This is a genomic window from Bacillus sp. BP-3, from assembly GCF_028401955.1.
GTDB lineage: Bacteria > Bacillota > Bacilli > Bacillales > Bacillaceae_G > Bacillus_A.
Genome location: NZ_JAQOTJ010000002.1, coordinates 303,788 through 324,332 on the forward strand (window position 1 = coordinate 303,788; position 20,545 = coordinate 324,332).

The following is a 20,545-nucleotide window of genomic DNA, read 5'->3' on the forward strand; positions in this document are numbered from 1 at the left end:
GCTCCTATACATAAGGAGCTTTTTATCTATGAGAGGAGGGAAAGAAAATGAAACGAGTCATTGTTGTTGGGGCGTTAACATTTATAGGTTATCATCTTGTGCAGAAGTTTCTTGAAGAAGAGATTGAAGTGTATGCGTTTGATTTTGATGATATGAACAGTGTTTCCAAGATAAATGAAGAAAAATTATGTTTAATTGGTCGAAACGCATTGTTTAAGTATTTTTCGCTAGGGGACCATGATGGATGGGAAATTTTGGAGAAAACAAATATTGATGCTGCATACTTTTGCTTATGTGAGCCGAATCAGCAAAAGAATTTTAGAAATGAGCGTAGCATATTGCAATATGTAAAGCGTTTTGAGAGTTTTTGCAAACGAAAAGAAATAAGGTTCGTTATTTCATCTTCTGTAGAAGTAAGTCGTGCTTGTAGTAGCAATGAAAATCGTATGCTTTTTTCAAAAATTGAACGAGAAGTACAAAAAGGTGATGCGGATTACTGCATACTACGTGTTCCGGCAGTATATGGACCGTGGCAACCGACATTTATGGCATATCACAACATCATTTTAGCTCGATTAAAACAACAAACGATTTCTCTTAGGGTAGAAGAATGTACATGTGATCTTTTATATGTGGAAGATGTTGCGAACTATTTATATACGATTGGTCAAAGAAAAATGGAAATGAAAATATATTCTCTTTGCAGTGAAGAGGAAAAACGGTGGCAAAAAGGGATAGAGCTATTACAGAAAACAGAGGCTTTTCAAATACAGGAGAAAGAGTGCTTAACAGGCGAGGAAGAAAAGATCGTTATTCCAAGTAAATTTTCTTTAGAACAGGGGATGCAGCGTCAAATTTCTCATATAAAAAAATATAGGGAGTTATACGAGACGAGTAACACGTGGTAAACTAGAAAAGAGAGTTTTGATGTGGAAAGGATGAGAGAAAATGAACGAAAAAAATATGCAGTTTTTACAAATCGCAATGAAACATTTGCCGGAAGCGAAGGCCATTTTAGATGATCACGGCGTGGCGTTGGATATGGCAAAAGCGCAGCCTGTATTAGAATTATTAATGAAGGTTATGGGCGAAGCGTATGAACTTGGGAAAGCGGATGCAAAAGAGTAAAATAGCTTCTATATAAATACGAATTGAAAAAACCGACATAAAAACCGCTTTCTTTTTAGTGTGGGCGAGAGTATCTGGCCGTGCATAGAGGTGGTCAGGGCCTATTTCTGCCACGTGCAAGATTAAAACAAAAGGAGAAAGCAAGTGCAGGTCATGTTGTATTTTGTGTAGTAGTGACTATATAAAAGAGACCTTTCCGTCTTGGCGGAAAGGTCTCTTTTTTTATCCCGCTATTTGTGGGCAGTAAGACCCCCCACCTCAAAATACAGAGAGAAGCTAAGAAGATAGGTAGGGCTGATTAAAGTTTCACCTTATTTTTTCGTTTGAATTTACTTACTACTTCATACACAATCGGTACGATTAATAATGTTAATAGTGTAGAGCTTGTTAACCCTCCGATTACTGTGACGCCAAGACTTTTTGAGATAAGACCGCTTCCTTCAAATCCTAATGCAAGTGGAAGTAAGGCGCCAATCGTTGCGATAGCTGTCATTAAAATTGGGCGTAATCTTGTTGCACCAGCTTCTAATAATGCTTCGCGCGTTGTGAAACCTTCACGTTCTTTATGAATAACGCGGTCAATTAATACGATAGCGTTTGTAACAACGATACCGATTAACATAAGGGCGCCAATCATAGAAGAGATGCTTAATGTTTCACCGGAAATTAATAAGGCAACAACGCCGCCGATAATCGTAAATGGAAGCGAGAATAAAATCGCAAATGGAGCCAGTGCTCCGCCGAATGTTACAACAAGAACGAAGTATACAATCGCAATGGCAGCTAACATCGCTAAGCCAAGTTGTGTAAAGGATTCTTGAATGTCTTTCGATACACCGCCCATTGACACATCAATGCCAGATGGTAAGTCTAGCTTATCTACTTCTTTTTGAATGTTACGAGTAGCTTTTGCGACATCGTCTGTCGTTGGTTTTGCGGTTACTGCTGCATATACGCGGCCATCGCGTCTTGTTACGGTATTAGACGTTTCTCCTTCTTTTACCGTCATAATGTCTTTTACAGCCACTTCTGTACCTAGCGGCGTTTGTATTTTTCGATTTGTTAAGTCATCGACATTTTCATAGTTTTGCTTGTTCACTTCAACATACACATTCATCTCTTTGCCGTCTTTTTTAACTGTTGTTAAGATAGGGCGGTCGTGAGATTCGGAAAGTCCCATGCCAACCTGTGCAGCAGTTAATCCGAGTTTACTTAACTTCTCTTGATCTGCCACTAATGTGTATTCATCGTATGTTTTAGAAAGGCTTGAATCGACATCTTTTAACGTTTTTTCTTTTTTCATGATATTTTGAACGTTTTTTACAACGGGTTTAATCTCTTCTAAATTATCGCCGTATACGTATAACTTAATTTCATTGTTGCCTCCGCCAGATGAGAAGTCTTGGTTTTTCCATTCTCCTTTGTCTGTCATCTTTTGCAGATCTTTCACAACTTTTTCTTTTTCCTTCTCAAAGTTCTTTGTATCATTTTTGTATTGAACAAAGAATAATGCTTGGTTCGACTTACCTGGGCTCATCGGATTTTCTCCGCCAAGCGAGAATTGAATTGTTTTCACATCTTTATTTTTCTTAAAATAATCTTCTGCTTTTGTCGCAATATTTTCGACATCTTGCAATGTTTGTCCTGGTTCCGGATTGTAAGAAGTGATTACTGTTTTCTCTTCTTCAGATGGTAAGAAACTTACACCTACAATCGGAAGAAGTGCAATGCTTCCGATTAATAATAAAACCGCAATGCTAGATGTAATAATTTTATGGTTTAATACCCATTCTAGAAGGTGTTTATATCTATTAGCAAGTTTACTTGGTTTCTCTTCATGATTATGTTGTTTTTCTTTCGCACTTTCCTTTTTGAATAAAGAATGTGCCATCATTGGAACAATTGTAACAGCTACAAGAAGAGATGCTAATAAGGCGAAAACAATTGTTAAAGCAAACGGTAAGAATAGTTCTCCGATCATTCCCTTCACAAGACCAAGTGGTAAAAAGACAGCGATGGTTACGATTGTCGATGACATAATCGGCACGAACATTTCTTTCGTTGCTTCACGAATTAAGTCTTTTCCTTTTAATTTTTCACCTGGTAAAGCCATGCGCCGGTAAATATTTTCGATAACAACGATGGAATCGTCGACAACGCGGCCAATAGCGACAGTCATTGCTCCAAGCGTCATGATATTTAATGTAATATCCATTTCTTTTAATACTAAAATTGCAATTAATAAAGAAAGTGGAATTGAAATAACAGAAATAAGTGTTGTTCGAATGTTACGCAAGAACAACATGATGATAATCACAGCGAAAATAGCACCGAAAATAGCTTTATTTAACATTGTGCTAACGGATTTTTCGATTGGTTCACCTTGGTCGAATGTTGAAGTGATTTCGATGTTATTAAATTTCTTTTCAAAATCATTTGCTTTGTCTTTTACAGCATTGACAACGTCAACCGTATTTGCATCAGCTGCTTTTACAATTTGTAGGCTGATTGCTTCTTTTCCATTTGTACGCGAAATCGATTCTGCTTTTCCGGCTTGTTTAATATCAGCAATATCTTGCAATGATACTGCCGGGATACCCAGTATTTGTCCCGCTGCAACTGGATTCATACTAGGTTGCTGTGCCTGAGCCGGTCCATGTGAACTTCCTTGGCTTGTAGAAGGGATCAGCGGAATCTTCATTTCTTTTAAAGCATTTAACGTTGTAATGTTGCCATCTACGACAACGGATTTTTCTTTATCTTTAAATGTATACAGTCCTAGCGGCATCGAAACGTTAGAACCTTTAATCATGTTCTTGACTGTATCATCGCTTAGGTCTAATTCTTTCATTTTCTCTTTGTTGAAGACGAGCTGTACTTCTTCTACTTGTTGACCGGAAATTTGCACATCGGCAACACCGTCTATACCTTGTAAGTTTGGTATGATATCTTTTTCTACTCGCTGCGTTAGCTGTGCAAGAGATTCATTTTTATTTGTAACGCTTAATGAAATAACAGGAAAAGCATTGATGCTCAGGCGAGAAATCTTTGGCTCTTTTACGCCTTCCGGTAAAGGTAAGTTAGCGAGTGCCTCTTTTACTTCTGTCTCTGCCTTTTCCATATTTTTATCAAAGTTATATTCTACTTGAATAGAAGACGCATTTTGATAAGAAGAGGAGCTGACAACGTTTACTCCACTTAAATTTTGCAGTCGTTGTTCGATTGGTTTTGAAATTTTTTCTGTTACCTCAGCTGGAGTAGCACCAGGATACACAGTCGTCACTGTCACAAGTGGCGTTGTGATGTCCGGGATTGTTTCCAACTTCATGCGAAGGCCAGAATAGATTCCTGCAATCGTTATAATAATCGTTAATAGCCAGACTGCGAACTTATTGTTTAACGAAAAGTTAATAATTTTATTCATTTCTACGCTCCTTTGTATTGAAATTGACTCATCGGTCATAACAAACAAAGTATAAATGACTGACCGGTCAACAGTCAACGAAAAGGTAAAATACTGTGAACTACTTGCAATTTTTGACTGATGAGTCATAATGCGGATAAGAGTGTTTTTTTAGGAGAGGAAAAAATGAAGGAAAAAGAACGGTTAATAATTGAAACAGCAATTAAACTATTTGCGATGAAAGGCGTGAATGCAACGTCTATTCAAGAGATTGCAACAGACTGCGGCATTTCGAAAGGTGCTTTTTATTTGCATTTTAAATCGAAAGATAAGTTAGTATTGGCAACGCTAGAGTATTACTACGATCAGATTCAGAATAAACTGATGGATTTTGAAAAAGAACCATTACTTCCGCGTGAGAAGTTTGAAAAGCAATTGTGCTGTCAGTTTTATGAATTACAGCAAAAAAAAGAATTTATCATTATGTGTATGAGAGAAAATGTAATTCCCTTTAATAAAGAAGTAGAAGCATTTATGACGAGGATGAAATTAGAATCACATGCTTTTTATCGAAACAATTTACTTCCTATTTATGGAGAAGAGATTGTCCCTCATCTAGTTGATTTAATTATTATATTAGAAGGAATCTCACATGCGTATTTAGAGTTAATTATCTTTAATATGGTAAATTTAGATATACCGTATACGGCAAAATTTATCTTAAAGAGAATGGATGATATCGTAGCAGGGCTGCAACTTTCAAAAGACGAACCAGTCATTGTAGAACGAGAACTTAATCATTTTTTTTGTAATGCGAATGTAATGAATGGGCATAAGGAAGGATTATTTATAAATGAAATTATTCAGTTAAAACGTACGTTAGTAGATCAATTAGGAAACGAGGAATTAATGGTTACGCTAGATGTACTAGAGTCAGAAATGAAAACGGAACATCCGCGCGTTCCAGTAATTCAAGGGATGTTGTCCAACTTAAAATTGTATCCAGAATTGCGTGATTTTCGGGAAAGACTGGCAATGTACTATAAAATAACAAACTAATAATATATAGACAAAAGAGAATTTATCATTTAAAATTAGTACCAAGTCATAATAATTGATATAAATCGGAGGGCTGCATTGTGAATGTAGGCATTTTAGGGATCGGGAGATATGTGCCAGAAAAAATTGTCACAAACCACGACTTAGAGAAAATAATGGATACATCTGATGAATGGATTCGAACAAGAACAGGAATTGAAGAAAGACGAATTGCTGATGATACAATAGATACTTCACATATGGCTGTGGAAGCTGCAAAAAAAGCACTTGAAAATGCAGGGATTAGCGGAGAAGAAATTGATCTTATTTTAGTTGCAACAGTAACACCAGACCGTTCGTTTCCAGCGGTTGCTTGCGTAGTTCAAGAAGAAATCGGAGCAAAGCATGCAGCAGCGATGGATTTAGGTGCAGCTTGTGCTGGTTTTATGTATGGAATGATTACAGCGCAACAATTTATTCAAACTGGAACTTATAAAAATATATTAGTAATTGGTAGCGATAAATTATCTAAAATTGTAGATTGGAATGATCGAAATACAGCTGTTTTATTTGGAGATGGAGCAGGCGCTGTTGTTATGGGGGCTGTTTCAGAAGGGAAAGGCATTCTTTCATTTGAATTAGGAGCAGATGGAAGTGGTGGTAAACACCTTTATCGTGATGAATATGTTATGATGAATGGCAGAGAAGTATTTAAGTTTGCTGTTCGTCAGCTCGGTGATTCGTGTCTTCGCGTTTTAGAAAAAGCGGGTCTTACGAAAGAAGATGTGGACTTTTTAGTGCCTCACCAAGCAAATATTCGTATTATGGAATCGGCGAGAGAACGGCTAAATTTACCACAAGAAAAAATGAGTACGACAATTGCCAAGTTTGGGAATACGTCAGCTTCTTCAATTCCAATTGCGATGGTAGAAGAATTGCAAAATGGACGTATTCAAGATGGTGATCTCATCATATTAGTTGGTTTTGGCGGCGGATTAACATGGGGAGCAGTTGCTCTTCGTTGGGGTAAATAAGGACTGAGAGAAAAGGAGTGTATTTTTGTATGGAAAAAAAGCGTGTTGTAATTACAGGATTAGGAGCAGTTACTCCAGTAGGAACGGATGTAGAAACTGCTTGGGAAAATATTAAAAATGGTGTATCTGGAATCGGACGTCTTACCCGCTTAGATGCAGATCAATTTCCGGTGAAAGTGGCCGCGGAAATTAATGACTTTGAAGTTGAAAAATATATTGATAAAAAAGAAGCGCGTCGTATGGACCGCTTTACACAATATGCAGTAGCAGCAGCAAAAATGGCTGTAGAAGATGCAAAGCTAGAAATTACTGAAGAAAACGGACCGCGCATTGGTGTATGGATTGGATCCGGAATCGGTGGTATGGAAACATACGAAGAGCAGTTCAAAATCTTTATGGAAAAAGGCGCACGCCGCGTTAGCCCGTTTCTCGTACCGATGATGATTCCAGATATGGCTGCAGGTCAAGTCTCCATTGCATTAGGTGCAAAAGGGATTAATACATGTACAGTGACAGCTTGTGCATCAGGTGCACATTCTATTGGTGATGCATTTAAAGTGATTCAGCGCGGAGATGCAGATGCGATGATTACAGGCGGAGCAGAAGCACCGTTAGCAAACATGGCGGTTGCTGGATTTTGTTCAGCTAAAGCATTAACATTTAATGAAGATCCAGCAACTGCTTGTCGTCCGTTCGATAAAAACCGAAGCGGCTTCGTAATGGGAGAAGGAGCTGGGATTCTTGTATTAGAAGAATTAGAGCATGCGTTAGCGCGCGGTGCACATATTTATGCTGAGATCGTTGGATACGGAGCAACAGGCGATGCATTCCATATTACGCTTCCGGCTCCTGGTGGTGAAGGTGGCGTTCGTGCGATGCGTCAAGCGTTAGAAGAAGCAGGTCTAAAGCCAGAAGATATCGATTACATTAATGCGCACGGTACAAGTACTGAAGCGAATGAAAAATATGAAACGATGGCAATTAAAGAAGTATTTGGTGAGCATGCATATAAAGTAGCGGTAAGCTCAACGAAATCAATGACAGGACATTTATTAGGTGCAGCTGGTGCGGTAGAAGCGATTATATCTGTGAAAACAATTACAGATGGCGTTGTTCCACCAACAATTAACTATGAAACACCAGATCCAGAGTGTGATCTAGATTGTGTGCCAAATCAAGCGAGACAACAAAAAGTACGCGCTGTATTAAGTAACTCATTAGGTTTCGGTGGTCATAACGCAGCATTAATATTTAAAGAATATAAATAATAAAAAGTGCAGATAAAAATCTGCATTTTTTTTATGCCTTCTTTCGTTTTGTTGCATATGTATGGAACAAAAGGAGAGTGGGAGAGATGGGAGTGGTTCAAACGGCGGAGTGGATGCGTACGTATTATCAAGAGCCGGAAAAAATTTGTGAGAAGTTTACAAAGTATATTCCGCTCCAGAAAGAAGCGTTGTATCGATTTCTTGTATCAAAAGGAATGTTTCGCCCAGTAGTAGGTGGTGAAGAAGATATAGACATATTGCAAAAAGAACGAGTATGGGAGCGATTGGCGGTAGAATATAAAAAATTGCAGCAATGGTTAAAAGGTCCTAATATACCAGTATTTATTTTGTTATCAGATCCGTATAACCGAACTGTTCAACGAGAATATAACGGAAAAGCGGGATTAGCAATGCGAAATGCTTTGTTTTTATTTGTAAGTACACAAAGTTCGATTGCTGAGCTTAAGGCATTGCTTACTCATGAGTATCATCATATCTGTCGGATTCATGCTAGTGAGAAGGGAGAAGGGGCATATACCATTTTGGATACAATGGTGATGGAGGGATTAGCGGAACATGCGGTGTATGAACGGCATGGAGAAAGCTACTATGCGCCGTGGGTGTCTTATTACGAAAAAGAAGAAGCAATTATGTTTTGGCGCCGGTTTATACAAGATAAGCAGGAGATACAACGAGGGACGCGCGAGCACGATATATTGCTAAATGGACGAGGATTATTCTATCCGAAAATGCTTGGATATGCTGTGGGATTTCATATTGTAAAAGATTGTGTAGAGCATAAACGATGGAACACAACTTCTTTATTAGGAATGGATGCGAAAGCTATTTTAGAAGGGGCGTTATCTTTTTCACCCGCATAAAGTGAAACTTTAATCAGTGGGGGTTTTCTTCATCCCCCACTGATTAAAAGCCCTCATCAATTGGGCCTTTACGGACAGTTTATCTCCCACCTAACTTCTTAAGAAAAGCGGAAGCGGCTCGTTCAAAATCGCAGGACGCCCGTGCCAAAGGCAGAGAGGCGCTTTTTTGCCTCATCCGAGGGGGTGAAACGACCGGAGATTCTAGCCGCTAGAGCTGGACAATGCTTTCGCTGAATTTTGAGGTGGGAGTATTACTGCCCGCAAATAGCGGGATAAATCTCTAGCTCAAAATTCGACGAGAAGCGAATTCCCATCAGTGGAGGAGGAAGAAACATTCCACTGATGGGAATTTCACTGTATAAGCATGAAAGATAGAGGATGATGAAGAAATTAATTAAGAAGAATATATTTCCTCACTTGGAATAAATTTTACGAAAGATGACCATAATGAGATTTACAAACAGTTGTGAAGTGAGGGGTAAGCAATGTTATATCTGCATGATGTATGGGTAAATTGGTTTGAAGGTGAAGAAAACGGGTATAACGTCTGTCATTTCTATGAATGGCGGAAGGATGATACGATCGAATTGTTAGATCAAGTACCATTAGTAAAAGTAGATTCCACATTATATCATTACATCGAGAACGAATTGCTAGAACTTCCGCAAAAACTATTGGAAGACGTACATCATAAGGCGTATATTCGAAAAAACCATGAACGGCTGCAGCAGGAATATTGTTTTGTTGTATCAGATGGAAAAGGAATTATTGCAGTTGATACAATTGGGTACAACATTCCAATCCGGAAAAGTAGGTTGATTCCAAGACAAGAGCAAATGGTGTATGAAATGGTAGAAAACGTACAAGCAGAAACATATGATTTTGAAGGGGAAGCATCACAAAAGGAACATCATATTTTATCACCTTCCCCGCATATGATGAATGGCTTAACGCGGAAAGAACGACAATTAAAACAACTGCTCTTTATGGCACTAGATCAACTACATACAACGAAAAATCCAGCGGAAATTCGCTATTGGTTTACAGAATGGGATCCAGCAGCATATCCAGCTGTGCAACATCTGCCATTTGAAGACGTATGGACCCGTTTATATGAAGAAGCAAAGCACGGATGGTCAGACAAACACGAACAGCTCTGTGAGCGACTTGTAAGAGGACAACCGTTCTTTGAAAAGTTGTGGGAAATGGAAAATGAGCAAAAGGTAAATTAAAAGGAATGACCGAAAAGGCACGTATGTGCCTTTTCGGATCATTCCTTTTTTATGTGCGGATATAGATATATCGGCGCTTCCACCCGATATAAAGACGCTTCGGTAAAATTCAGCATGTGAGTGAGCCGCCTCTGCTTTTCGAGATGTCCAGCTCTGCCTCCTAGGCCCTCATGTCTAAGAACCTTCTCGTGTGGAAGAACCTTAGCCAGCAGGCCTAAACAGTCAGCTCCGCTTTTCTATGATGTCCAGCTCCAGCGGCTAGAATCTCCAGTCGTTTCGCTCCCTCGGTCGAGGTAAAAAGCACCTCGACCGAGGGAGCTCCAACGCCCTGCGATTCTGAACGAGCCGCCTCTGCTTTTCTTCCTTATCTTCGCTTTCGGCTTAATCCCATTGCGTTTTCGACTTTACGAAGTTGTTTCATTGCGACACGGTTTGCTTTTTCAGCCCCCTGATCAAGGATTTCGTCTAATTCGGGAGAGTTAATAAGTTCATTATATTTCTCTTGAATTGGACGGATTGCTTCTACAACAACTTGTGCTAAGTCGCCTTTAAAGTCGCCGTATCCTTTACCTTCGTATTCAGCTTCTAATTCTTCTACTGTTTTCCCTGAGAAAGAAGAGTAGATTGTTAATAAGTTTGATACACCTGGTTTATTTTCTTTATCGAATTTTACGATGCCGTCTGAATCGGTTACAGCACTTTTAATTTTCTTTTCAATTGTTTTTGGATCATCAAGTAAACTAATCATCGATTTCGGATTTGGATCAGATTTACTCATTTTTTTCGTCGGCTCTGTTAATGACATAACGCGTGCGCCTACTTTTGGAATGCGAACTTCTGGAATTGTAAACACTTCGCGATAACGCTTGTTAAAACGCTCTGCTAAGTCGCGCGTTAACTCCATATGTTGTTTTTGGTCCTCTCCAACTGGAACAATTTCTGTATTATATAGTAAAATGTCTGCTGCCATTAATGGTGGGTATGTTAATAAAGCAGCTGGAACAGATTCTCTGCCTTTTGCTTTATCTTTATATTGCGTCATACGCTCTAATTCCCCAACATACGCAGTGCACTGCATAATCCATCCAAGCTGAGCGTGTGCTGGAACTTCTGATTGTACAAATAATGTAGATTTGTCTGGATCGATGCCGCAAGCTATGTATAGTGCAGCTAGACTACGAATGTTTTTACGAAGTTGTACTTGGTCTTGCGGTACAGTAATTGCATGCTGGTTTACGATGCAGAAATAGCAATCGTGTTCATTTTGTAGCTCTGTAAACTGCTTCATTGCTCCTAAATAGTTCCCAAGTGTAATTGTTCCGCTTGGCTGAATGCCTGAAAAAATAACTGACATAATATTTCCTCCTTGAAAAGGTGTATTGTTTATCGTTTTTCGTATTTCCGTCTAGAATCCTAACGTCTTGTGGTTTTGAACGAGCCGCTTCCGCTTTTCCAATAAAAAAAGCCCATTCATCCCTAAAAATAGGGACGAATGGACCGCGGTACCACCCTAATTATTTTGCAAACGCAAAATCTCTTTATCCATTGTAACGTTGGATGTGACGCCAAAGCCTACTCCTAAAGTGTTTCGGATTGGTGCTCAAAAGCCCATTCCATATTGCCCAATTACTTGTTCACACCAACCACAAGCTCTCTGAAATTGCCTCAATATGTACTCTTCTTTCTCATTGCATACGTATAAAATTTTGTACTATTATAACATACAATAAATCGTTTGCAAATTATTTAATAGTGTAACCAATAATTGTTGATAATGTTCCTAAAATGATCCCAGTAATCACGATAGGATATGTCCATGTAAAGGAATAGGTTCGATATAATATTTCTTTCGGATCGCGTTCTTCTTCCTCAATTAAAGATTCAATCTTTTTATTGGATTGACCTAATTTTTTAAAAGCATATATTGTTACATTGAAAAAACCTCGTTGAAATAGAAATATAAATCCTCCGACAATAATGAAGAGTAAAGCAATATAAAACATCATATTGACAAAATTCAACAAAAAAGAATTAGAAAATATAACAGCATATGCGCCAGAAATCGCAATTGTACTTCCTATTAGTATACTAATACGTGAAAAAAATGTATTCAAATGCTTCCCCTCCGCAAAAAAATTACTAGAATTATTATACTATAAAAGTTATAATATATACTATAAAGAATTTTTAGAAAAAAAATATAATTGCGCATTTTCCTTTAATGAGATAACTTCAGTGTTAAGTCCTGTCTTTACAAATTATATACAAAATACACTGTAAATTAAAAATTTTAACAAAAAAATAAAAAATTATATTCACAATCGCCTCTTTATATGTATAATGAAAATTGTAGAAACTTGGAGATAATTCTTTTAATTCTAATTTTTTACAAATGAAGGTACATAATGCGCAATTAGAGGACCTGATTTGCTTTAATGGGTTTATTACAAAGGGTAGTAATAATGCAGTTTATTCCATCGTTTTCAAGGGTATATGCCTATGATGGGCGTATGCTCTTATTTTTAAAGATAATAGTAAGAATATTTTAAACTATCTTATTGCTTTTGAAAAAATGGGGAGGTGCTATTTATGGGACGTTATACACTACAACGTTTCGCGTACATGGTCATTACATTATTTTTAATCACAACTTTAACATTCTTTTTAATGAAGTTGTTGCCGGGTTCTCCGCTTAAAAATCAGGAGAAATTATCACCAGCACAAAAAGAAATCATTTTGGAAAAATACGGATTAAACGATCCGCTCCCAGTGCAATATGTTCACTACATGAAAAATTTAGCTAAAGGTGACTTAGGGGTATCATTCCAGTATGATAACCGTCCAGTAACAGATATGATTATTGGACGCATTGGTCCATCTGCACAATTAGGTTTTCAAGCAATTGTTTTAGGAACTATTATTGGATTATTACTAGGTATTGTTGCAGCCCTTCGCACGAACACGTGGGCTGATTACGGGGCGACGTTCATTTCGGTACTCGGAATGTCTGTACCTGCATTCGTTTTTGCGGCACTACTACAATATTATATAGCAGTAAAATTAGGTTGGTTACCGGTAGCGTTTTGGAAAGGGTTTGAATATACAATTCTTCCAACAATTGCATTGGCAGTATCTGTAGTAGCTACAATAGCTCGTTTTGCACGTACCGAATTAATAGAAGTTATGCAAGCAGAATACATTTTAACAGCAAAAGCAAAAGGGCTTAGTCAAGGTGTAATTATTGTGAAACATGCATTGCGAAATGCTCTTATCCCAATCATTACGATTTTAGGTCCGATGGTTGCTGCTTTAATGACAGGAACACTTGTTGTTGAGCAAGTATTTGCTGTACCAGGTTTAGGGGAACAGTTCGTTAAGTCTATTCCATTAAACGACTATACAATTATTATGGGTACAACAATTTTCTATAGTGCACTTTTCATTCTTGTTATCTTTATTGTCGATGTACTATACGGTGTAGTTGATCCTCGTATTCGTTTAGCGGGAGGGAAAAAATAATGAAAGATCTACAAAAAATATCGCCAGATTTATTTCAACCAGCAAATCGCAGCAATACAGATAATGAGGTTATTGCTCGTCCAAGTATAAAGTTTTGGGAAGATGTAAGAAGACGTTTGTTTCAACATAAAGGTGCAGTTTTTGGGATTGTTATTCTCGCTTTAATTATTCTATTAGCGATTTTTGGTCCAATGATGAGTAAATATTCTTATAAAGATCAAGATTTAAACCGTGCGAAAATCCCGCCGAAAGTACCGGTTTTAGAGCACATTCACTGGTTGCCTTTTGATGGTATAGACCAATATGGTGTTGATCAGTATGAGAAACGTGATATTAAAGACTATTTCTGGTTTGGTACAGATGATCTTGGGCGTGACATTTGGACAAGAACATGGGAAGGGACACGAGTATCTTTATATATCGCATTACTAGCAGCAGCAATTGATTTAGTGATTGGGGTTGCGTATGGGGGTATCTCCGCATTCTACGGAGGCCGTGTTGATAACTTTATGCAGCGTTTTGTTGAAGTATTAAATGGTATTCCGTACTTAATTATCGTAATTTTAATGGTAATTGTAATGGATCCTGGTATTTTATCAATTACATTAGCGATGACTCTTACAGGATGGATTGGAATGTCGCGTATTGTGCGTGGACAAGTGTTGAAAATGAAAAATCAAGAGTACGTATTAGCGTCACGTACACTTGGAGCGACAAATACGCAATTAATTGTAAGACATTTAGTACCGAACTTAATGGGATCTATCATTGTTATGACAATGTTTACAATTCCACATGCAGTATTTGGAGAAGCTTTCTTAAGTTTCATTGGTCTTGGAATTCAACCGCCGTTAGCGTCATTAGGTTCTTTAGTAAGTGATGGGTATAAGTCAATTCAAACATATCCACATATGATGTTTATTCCAGCGGCTGTAATTAGTTTGTTAATTTTAGCATTTAACTTATTAGCAGATGGTTTACGTGATGCGTTAGATCCAAAAATGCGTAAATAAAGAAGGAAAGGAGAGGGAATGATGAAAACTTTGTTAGAAGTAAAAGATTTACAAGTTTCGTTCGACACACATGCTGGTGAAGTACAAGCAGTGCGTGGAGTTACTTTTGATTTGAAAAAGGGAGAAACACTAGCAATTGTGGGGGAATCTGGTTCTGGTAAGTCCGTTACATCTAAAGCACTAATGGACTTAATTCCAAAGCCGCCAGGACGCATTAAGAATGGGGAAATTATTTTTGACGGCCGTGATTTAACGAAGTTGTCTGAAAAAGAAATGCAACAAATTCGCGGAAAAGAGATTGCGATGATTTTCCAAGATCCAATGACATCTCTAAATCCAACGATGACAATTGGTAATCAAATTATGGAAGGTCTTATTAAACATCAAGGAATGAGTAAAGTTGATGCTCGTAAAGTTGCGTTAGAGTTGATAGACCTTGTAGGGATTCCAAATCCGGAAGCGCGTCTTAAACAATATCCACACCAATTTTCAGGTGGGATGAGACAACGTGTTGTTATTGCTATGGCGCTTGCTTGTAATCCGAAATTATTAATTGCCGATGAACCAACAACTGCGCTTGACGTAACAATTCAAGCACAAATTTTAGAGTTAATGAAAGACATTCAGCAAAAAACAGAAGCTTCTATCATTTTTATCACGCATGATTTAGGTGTTGTTGCGAATGTAGCGGACCGCGTGGCTGTTATGTATGCAGGAAAAGTTGTAGAGATTGGTACAGTTGATGAAATTTTCTATAATCCAAAACATCCGTATACTTGGGGATTATTAGCTTCTATGCCAAGTTTAGAGGGTGGGGAAGAAGAGTTATATGCAATTCCAGGAACACCGCCAGACTTATTAAAGCCGCCAAAAGGCGATGCATTTGCAGCGCGTAATCCACAGGCGTTAAAGATTGACTTTGAAATGGAACCACCATTATTCAAAGTAAGTGATACGCATTATGCAGCAACGTGGTTGCTTCATGAAGAAGCTCCAAAAGTAGAGCCACCTGAAATTGTCCAAAGACGTATTCGACAAATGAAAGCGGGTGAACAGCATGACTAATAATCGTGAGAAATTAATTGAAGTGAAAAATGTAAAACAATATTTTAACGTGAACGGCGGAGTTGTAAAAGCGATTGATGATGTTACGTTCGATATTTACCGCGGAGAAACATTCGGACTTGTAGGAGAGTCTGGTTCTGGTAAATCGACAACGGGAAGAACGATTATTCGTTTATATGACGCAACGGCAGGCGAAGTATTGTTTGACGGGAAAAATGTACACGGTAAAAAATCACGTGCTGAACTAAAGAAATTTAACCGTAAAATGCAAATGATTTTCCAAGATCCATACGCGTCATTAAATCCGCGTATGAGCGTTGGCGATATCATTGCAGAAGGAATTGATATTCACGGTCTTGCTAAAAACAAAGAAGATCGTATGAAGCGTGTGTATGAATTGCTTGAGACGGTTGGTTTGAACCGTGAGCATGCAAGTCGTTTCCCGCATGAATTCTCTGGTGGACAACGTCAGCGTATTGGAATTGCAAGAGCGTTAGCAGTAGAGCCGGACTTTATTATTGCGGATGAGCCGATTTCAGCACTTGACGTGTCAATTCAGGCGCAAGTAGTTAACTTATTGAAAAAGTTACAAAAAGAAAAAGGTTTAACATACTTATTTATTGCCCATGATTTATCGATGGTAAAATATATTAGTGACCGCATTGGTGTTATGTATCACGGGAAAATCGTGGAACTTGCGACGAGTGAAGAATTATACGAGCATCCAATTCATCCGTATACAAAATCACTACTATCAGCAATTCCGCTTCCAGATCCAGATTATGAGCGCAATCGTAAACGTATCGTGTACGATCCATCTCAGCATCAATACGGTAATGAAGAGCCGCAAATGCGCGAAGTTCGTCCAGGACATTTCGTTCTTTGCTCAGAAGCTGAGTATAAGAAGTTTAAAGAAATCTATCAATAAGAGAAATCGAGCACATGGAAAATGTGCTCGGTTTTTTGCTTTTACAAGAACACTTAAAAACAAAGAGAGAAAGTATAGTGTTTTGAATAAAATATATATCATAAAAATCTCGCAGTTATATTCAGATAATTTAAATAAGTTAAAAAATAACAAAAAATCAATAGGAGTATTGATTTTGGAACGAGAAAGAGGAATAAAATGTTAACAGAAAATTTTTATAAAATAGAAAAATAAATATACAAATAATCAATTTGTATGTATAATATGAATTGTTAGAACTTATTTACTTTTTATTATTTTCAATGAAAGGTCTAACATTTTGGAGGAGGGTATAATATATGAAGAAAAAGGTGCCGGTGCTACTTGCATCAACATTGACAGTAAGCATGATTCTAGGGGGATGCGGATATTCAAAAGATGATTCGCAGGCGAAAGCAAAAGGGGACACAAGTAATGTAAAGCAGGTAATCAACCTGATTGAAACATCTGAGCTTCCAACGATGGATACAACATTAACAACAGATGCAGCGTCTTCAAGTGTAATGAACAATGCAATGGAAGGGTTATATACTCTTGGTAAAGATGATAAATTAGTTTCAGGTGTAGCTGAGTCATATCAAAAATCAGAAGATGGAAAGAAATATACATTTAAACTACGTAAAGATGCAAAATGGTCAAATGGGGACCCTGTAACAGCGAAAGATTTTGTGTATTCTTGGCAACGAGCAGTAAATCCAGATACAGCTGCAAAATCTGCTTACATTATGTTTGATGTGAAGAATGCAGAGAAGATCAATATGAAACAATTGCCAGTAGACCAATTAGGTGTAAAAGCAGTTGATGATTATACATTCGAAGTAGAATTAGACAATCCAGTTCCGTATTTTGTGAATTTAACAGTATATCCACTGTTCTTCCCGCTTAATGAAAAATATGTGAAAGAACAAGGTCCGAAGTATGGATTAGAAGCGAATACAACATTATATAATGGTCCATTTGTGTTAAGTGAATGGAAACATGAACAAAGCTTCCAATTAAAGAAAAACCCATCTTATTGGGATAATAAAAAAGTTAAATTAGAGGAAATCAACTATAATATCGTAAAAGATACAGGAACAGCGGTAAATTTATATGAAACAAAAGCAGTTGACCGTGTTGGTTTATCGGCAGAATTTGTAGATAAATATAGAAAAGATAAAGGTTTTAAAACGACAAGTGATCCAACAGTCTTCTTCTTACGTTTAAATGAAAAGAATCCTGCTTTAGGAAATAAAAATATTCGTAAAGCAATTTCTCTAGGATTTGAGCGCGACGGTATGATTAATACATTGTTGAATAACGGTTCAAAAGCAGCTGGTGGCTTAGTTCCAGATGACTTTGTTAAGAATGCTGACGGAAAAGATTTCCGTAAAGAAAATGGAAAGCTTGCAAAAGTGGATTTGAAAGGTGCGAAAAAGTATTGGGAAGCTGGTAAAAAAGAGCTTGGAAAAGATACAATTGAATTAACATTATTAAATTCTGATACAGAGCTAAACAAGAAAATTAGTGAGTTCTTAAAAGGTGAATTAGAAAAGAATTTACCAGGCTTAAAACTAAATGTGAAAACACAACCTTTTGCACAAGTGTTAAAATTAGAGAGCAGCGGTGATTATGATATCTCATTTAGCGGCTGGGGACCAGACTATCCAGATGCAATGACATTCCTTGATTTATTTGTATCAAACGGTGCACAAAATAAAATGGGTTACTCAAATGCTCAATATGATGAATTGATTACAAAGGCTAAGAAAAATGGATCTGATGTAAAAGGACGTTGGAATGATCTGTTGAAAGCGGAAAAAATCTTATTTGATGAGGCAGCGATTGCGCCTGTCCAACAACGCGGAAGAGCATTTTTAGAGCGTGAAACAATAAATGATATTTACATCCACAAATATGGCGGAGAGCTAAGCTTTAAGTGGGCTTCTGTAGGGAAATAATAAGAATTAAAAAGAAGCAGGATTCGAATCCTGCTTCTTTTTTTAATACGTATGCTTTTTATAAATTCCTTTACCGCCAACTTGATTCCAGCCAGCTTGCACTTCAGCAGATTTATTTACGAATTTCATTTTGTCTTTGCGACCAAACAATTTTTCACCAATCCCATTTGTAATAATGCCAATAGTTGCGGTGATCCCAATGACTAATGCTGCAACGATTACAAAATCAAGAAAAAAAGCTCCCATATGTAATCCTCCTTTGCACAAGTATATTTCTATTGTAAGTTGAAAAAGACGAAAAAAAAAGAATTGTTTGATAAAAGGATTGTATTTGCAGAATTTATATAGACAGCGGGAAAGTAGTTTGATAAAATAAATTAAGAACAAATGTTCTTTTGTTTTCTTGCATACATATCTTTCTTACAAAATGCACATCTTTTGCATAACTTTTATATATATTATGAAGAAAAATTGTTGTATATTTCTGTTCTGTTCTATTGTATAATGATTATAGAAGTTACTTATTTAAAATAATTATTTTTTTAGAGAGATTCGTTATGTTTAGATAAGTAATTATAGGTAATACAAAATTTGTTTGAGTATAATTATAAAACTGTGAAATAGTACAAAATTTGTACTTTTATAAGGAGAGTGAGTAATCTATGGTAACACTATATAGTTCTCCAAGTTGTACGTCTTGTAGAAAAGCGAAATTATGGTTAGAGGAAAACCATATTCCTTATACAGAGCGTAATATTTTCTCTGATCCATTATCGATTGAGGAAATTAAAGAGATTTTACGTATGACAGAAAGCGGAACAGATGAGATTATTTCAACTCGTTCTAAAGTTTTTCAAGAATTAAATATTAATTTAGAATCTTTACCTCTTCAAGATTTATATAAGCTTATTTGTGATTACCCAGGTATGCTTCGTCGTCCGATTATCATTGATGAAAAACGCCTACAAGTTGGTTATAACGAAGACGAAATTCGTCGTTTCTTACCACGAACAGTGAGAACGTTCCAATTGCGAGAAGCGCAGCGCCTTGTAAATTAATATAATATGAAAAAGGAACTGATTTCTACTCCTGCTTTAGCAGAATGTAGGGATTAGTTCCTTTTTGTTTTGTACGGGGGAGACACTGTACATTTCGTCAAATGACCGATAATGAGTATAAAGCTCGCTTTTTAATTTGTACTTATAGTAGAAAGTAAAAATCTAATCATAATCAGTGATGAATCTTTCAAGTATTTCGCAGCTTTACTTGGTTTACAACCATTCCAACTAGTAGCACTGTAATCATAAAAAGAAAGGGAATGCTTGCTGTGAAAAGTGGTTTTGTCTCGAAAAATGATCTGAGATTTTCTTCATGTATTACCATGCGACCTGCTGTATAAGCTAAGATTGCAGCACCGATATAAACGAGAAGAGGAAATCTTTCCATGCATAATAAAATAAGTTTACTTCCCCAAATAATAATAGGAATAGAAATGAGTAATCCGATAATAACTAATGTAATATTTCCATGAGAAGCTCCTGCGATTGCTAGTACATTATCAAACCCCATAACAAGATCTGCAAAAACGATTGTTCGTACAGCTTGAAATAATGTTGTCTTTGCCTTAATACTAGAAAGATTATGGCTGTTATCAGTAAGAAGATTGATTGCAATGAAAGTAAGTAAAAAGCCGCCTATTAATTGCAAAAAGGGAATATTAAGTAAATAAACGGCCATGATTGTGAGTAGGATACGTAATACGATGGCTAAACCTGTTCCTAAAACAATCGCTTTATTCCGTTCTTCTTCTGGTAAGTTTCGACTAGCAAGTGCAATGACAATGGCGTTATCGCCGCCTAATACAACATCGATACCAACGATGATAAAGATGGATGTGAGAAAGTCTAAATCCATTCAATTTGCCTCCATTTACTCAGTCCTAATAGGAAGAAATATCGTCTATCAGGAGCGGATTTGTTTTCATTCGCGTCATATGTAAGAGAAGGATTTGGTTTATGCACTGTAAGCTTGTTTCGTTTACATCATATGCAGGAAAA

The 20,545-nt window shown here is 37.1% G+C and carries 18 protein-coding genes and 1 other annotated feature; of the genes, 13 read left to right on the top strand and 5 right to left on the bottom strand.

Translation table 11 applies throughout. The annotated features are described in order from the left end of the window. Positions 1 to 47 precede the first annotated feature (47 nt). Positions 48 to 908 (top strand): NAD-dependent epimerase/dehydratase family protein, encoded by an 861-nt coding sequence (locus tag PLX19_RS04550; RefSeq protein WP_272187313.1) that lies wholly within the window; start codon positions 48 to 50, stop codon positions 906 to 908. A gap of 40 nt (positions 909 to 948) precedes the next feature. After that, the gene (locus PLX19_RS04555; protein ID WP_020059831.1) at positions 949 to 1,128 is read left to right on the top strand and encodes a ComZ family protein; all 180 of its coding nucleotides are present in this window, start codon (positions 949 to 951) and stop codon (positions 1,126 to 1,128) included. A gap of 298 nt (positions 1,129 to 1,426) precedes the next feature. On the opposite strand, the gene PLX19_RS04560 is transcribed toward PLX19_RS04555, so the two are convergent. Then, complete coding sequence (locus PLX19_RS04560; protein ID WP_272187314.1) at positions 1,427 to 4,552, bottom strand: efflux RND transporter permease subunit; 3,126 nt, start codon at positions 4,550 to 4,552, stop codon at positions 1,427 to 1,429. A gap of 165 nt (positions 4,553 to 4,717) precedes the next feature. On the opposite strand from PLX19_RS04560, the gene PLX19_RS04565 reads away from it, so the two are divergent. The 5 genes from PLX19_RS04565 to PLX19_RS04585 all read left to right on the top strand — a co-directional run bounded on the left by PLX19_RS04565 (position 4,718) and on the right by PLX19_RS04585 (position 9,984). Further along, a complete protein-coding gene (locus tag PLX19_RS04565; RefSeq protein WP_272187315.1) occupies positions 4,718 to 5,590 on the top strand; it encodes a TetR/AcrR family transcriptional regulator in 873 nt (290 codons plus the stop codon). 80 nt (positions 5,591 to 5,670) lie between these two features. Next, positions 5,671 to 6,603 (top strand): beta-ketoacyl-ACP synthase III, encoded by a 933-nt coding sequence (gene fabH / locus PLX19_RS04570; RefSeq protein ID WP_272187316.1) that lies wholly within the window; start codon positions 5,671 to 5,673, stop codon positions 6,601 to 6,603. Between the two features lie 29 nt (positions 6,604 to 6,632). Then, positions 6,633 to 7,871 carry a beta-ketoacyl-ACP synthase II gene (fabF, locus tag PLX19_RS04575; protein ID WP_272187317.1) on the top strand — a complete coding sequence of 413 codons (1,239 nt, stop codon included), beginning with the start codon at positions 6,633 to 6,635 and terminating at the stop codon, positions 7,869 to 7,871. Positions 7,872 to 7,957: 86 nt separating this feature from the next. Further along, positions 7,958 to 8,752, top strand: a complete 795-nt coding sequence (locus PLX19_RS04580) for a DUF2268 domain-containing protein (RefSeq protein WP_272187319.1) — start codon at positions 7,958 to 7,960, stop codon at positions 8,750 to 8,752. A 485-nt stretch (positions 8,753 to 9,237) separates the two neighbouring features. Next, positions 9,238 to 9,984: a YjbA family protein gene (locus tag PLX19_RS04585; RefSeq protein WP_272187320.1), complete on the top strand. Its 747-nt coding sequence runs from the start codon at positions 9,238 to 9,240 to the stop codon at positions 9,982 to 9,984. 364 nt (positions 9,985 to 10,348) lie between these two features. Here PLX19_RS04585 and trpS read toward each other — a convergent pair whose 3' ends face one another. Together trpS and PLX19_RS04595 are read right to left on the bottom strand one after the other, a co-directional pair. After that, a complete protein-coding gene (gene trpS, locus PLX19_RS04590) occupies positions 10,349 to 11,338 on the bottom strand; it encodes a tryptophan--tRNA ligase (RefSeq protein WP_272187321.1) in 990 nt (329 codons plus the stop codon). A gap of 127 nt (positions 11,339 to 11,465) precedes the next feature. After that, positions 11,466 to 11,682, bottom strand: a binding site (T-box leader). A 44-nt stretch (positions 11,683 to 11,726) separates the two neighbouring features. Further along, positions 11,727 to 12,098, bottom strand: a complete 372-nt coding sequence (locus PLX19_RS04595; protein ID WP_429755920.1) for a DUF3899 domain-containing protein — start codon at positions 12,096 to 12,098, stop codon at positions 11,727 to 11,729. 475 nt (positions 12,099 to 12,573) lie between these two features. Here PLX19_RS04595 and opp3b point away from each other — a divergent pair, with 475 nt between their 5' ends. The 5 genes from opp3b to PLX19_RS04620 all read left to right on the top strand — a co-directional run bounded on the left by opp3b (position 12,574) and on the right by PLX19_RS04620 (position 18,488). Continuing rightward, positions 12,574 to 13,503: an oligopeptide ABC transporter permease gene (gene opp3b, locus PLX19_RS04600; protein ID WP_272187322.1), complete on the top strand. Its 930-nt coding sequence runs from the start codon at positions 12,574 to 12,576 to the stop codon at positions 13,501 to 13,503. Continuing rightward, the gene (gene opp3C / locus PLX19_RS04605; RefSeq protein ID WP_272187474.1) at positions 13,500 to 14,516 is read left to right on the top strand and encodes an oligopeptide ABC transporter permease; all 1,017 of its coding nucleotides are present in this window, start codon (positions 13,500 to 13,502) and stop codon (positions 14,514 to 14,516) included. Before opp3b ends, opp3C begins: the two co-directional genes overlap by 4 nt. 21 nt (positions 14,517 to 14,537) lie before the next feature. After that, a complete protein-coding gene (locus PLX19_RS04610; protein ID WP_429755919.1) occupies positions 14,538 to 15,581 on the top strand; it encodes an ABC transporter ATP-binding protein in 1,044 nt (347 codons plus the stop codon). Next, positions 15,574 to 16,509 carry an ABC transporter ATP-binding protein gene (locus PLX19_RS04615; protein ID WP_272187324.1) on the top strand — a complete coding sequence of 312 codons (936 nt, stop codon included), beginning with the start codon at positions 15,574 to 15,576 and terminating at the stop codon, positions 16,507 to 16,509. Before PLX19_RS04610 ends, PLX19_RS04615 begins: the two co-directional genes overlap by 8 nt. Before the next feature lie 338 nt (positions 16,510 to 16,847). Further along, positions 16,848 to 18,488 carry a peptide ABC transporter substrate-binding protein gene (locus PLX19_RS04620; protein WP_272187325.1) on the top strand — a complete coding sequence of 547 codons (1,641 nt, stop codon included), beginning with the start codon at positions 16,848 to 16,850 and terminating at the stop codon, positions 18,486 to 18,488. A gap of 42 nt (positions 18,489 to 18,530) precedes the next feature. Here the strand turns inward: PLX19_RS04620 and PLX19_RS04625 are convergent, their stop codons facing one another. Further along, positions 18,531 to 18,734 carry a hypothetical protein gene (locus tag PLX19_RS04625; RefSeq protein WP_272187326.1) on the bottom strand — a complete coding sequence of 68 codons (204 nt, stop codon included), beginning with the start codon at positions 18,732 to 18,734 and terminating at the stop codon, positions 18,531 to 18,533. A gap of 416 nt (positions 18,735 to 19,150) precedes the next feature. On the opposite strand from PLX19_RS04625, the gene spx reads away from it, so the two are divergent. Further along, positions 19,151 to 19,546 carry a transcriptional regulator Spx gene (spx, locus tag PLX19_RS04630; RefSeq protein ID WP_272187327.1) on the top strand — a complete coding sequence of 132 codons (396 nt, stop codon included), beginning with the start codon at positions 19,151 to 19,153 and terminating at the stop codon, positions 19,544 to 19,546. 187 nt (positions 19,547 to 19,733) lie between these two features. On the opposite strand, the gene PLX19_RS04635 is transcribed toward spx, so the two are convergent. After that, positions 19,734 to 20,402, bottom strand: coding sequence for a TerC family protein (locus PLX19_RS04635; protein WP_272187328.1), 669 nt, complete (start codon positions 20,400 to 20,402; stop codon positions 19,734 to 19,736). Positions 20,403 to 20,545 lie beyond the last annotated feature (143 nt).

Bases quoted from the DNA above. Each gene is read 5' to 3' on its own strand.
- PLX19_RS04550 (WP_272187313.1), top strand. From the start codon at position 48: ATGAAACGAGTCATTGTTGTTGGGGCGTTAACATTTATAGGTTATCAT.
- PLX19_RS04555 (WP_020059831.1), top strand. From the start codon at position 949: ATGAACGAAAAAAATATGCAGTTTTTACAAATCGCAATGAAACATTTG.
- PLX19_RS04560 (WP_272187314.1), bottom strand. From the start codon at position 4,552: ATGAATAAAATTATTAACTTTTCGTTAAACAATAAGTTCGCAGTCTGG.
- PLX19_RS04565 (WP_272187315.1), top strand. From the start codon at position 4,718: ATGAAGGAAAAAGAACGGTTAATAATTGAAACAGCAATTAAACTATTT.
- fabF (WP_272187317.1), top strand. From the start codon at position 6,633: ATGGAAAAAAAGCGTGTTGTAATTACAGGATTAGGAGCAGTTACTCCA.
- PLX19_RS04580 (WP_272187319.1), top strand. From the start codon at position 7,958: ATGGGAGTGGTTCAAACGGCGGAGTGGATGCGTACGTATTATCAAGAG.
- PLX19_RS04585 (WP_272187320.1), top strand. From the start codon at position 9,238: ATGTTATATCTGCATGATGTATGGGTAAATTGGTTTGAAGGTGAAGAA.
- trpS (WP_272187321.1), bottom strand. From the start codon at position 11,338: ATGTCAGTTATTTTTTCAGGCATTCAGCCAAGCGGAACAATTACACTT.
- opp3b (WP_272187322.1), top strand. From the start codon at position 12,574: ATGGGACGTTATACACTACAACGTTTCGCGTACATGGTCATTACATTA.
- PLX19_RS04610 (WP_429755919.1), top strand. From the start codon at position 14,538: ATGAAAACTTTGTTAGAAGTAAAAGATTTACAAGTTTCGTTCGACACA.
- PLX19_RS04615 (WP_272187324.1), top strand. From the start codon at position 15,574: ATGACTAATAATCGTGAGAAATTAATTGAAGTGAAAAATGTAAAACAA.
- PLX19_RS04620 (WP_272187325.1), top strand. From the start codon at position 16,848: ATGAAGAAAAAGGTGCCGGTGCTACTTGCATCAACATTGACAGTAAGC.
- PLX19_RS04625 (WP_272187326.1), bottom strand. From the start codon at position 18,734: ATGGGAGCTTTTTTTCTTGATTTTGTAATCGTTGCAGCATTAGTCATT.
- spx (WP_272187327.1), top strand. From the start codon at position 19,151: ATGGTAACACTATATAGTTCTCCAAGTTGTACGTCTTGTAGAAAAGCG.
- PLX19_RS04635 (WP_272187328.1), bottom strand. From the start codon at position 20,402: ATGGATTTAGACTTTCTCACATCCATCTTTATCATCGTTGGTATCGAT.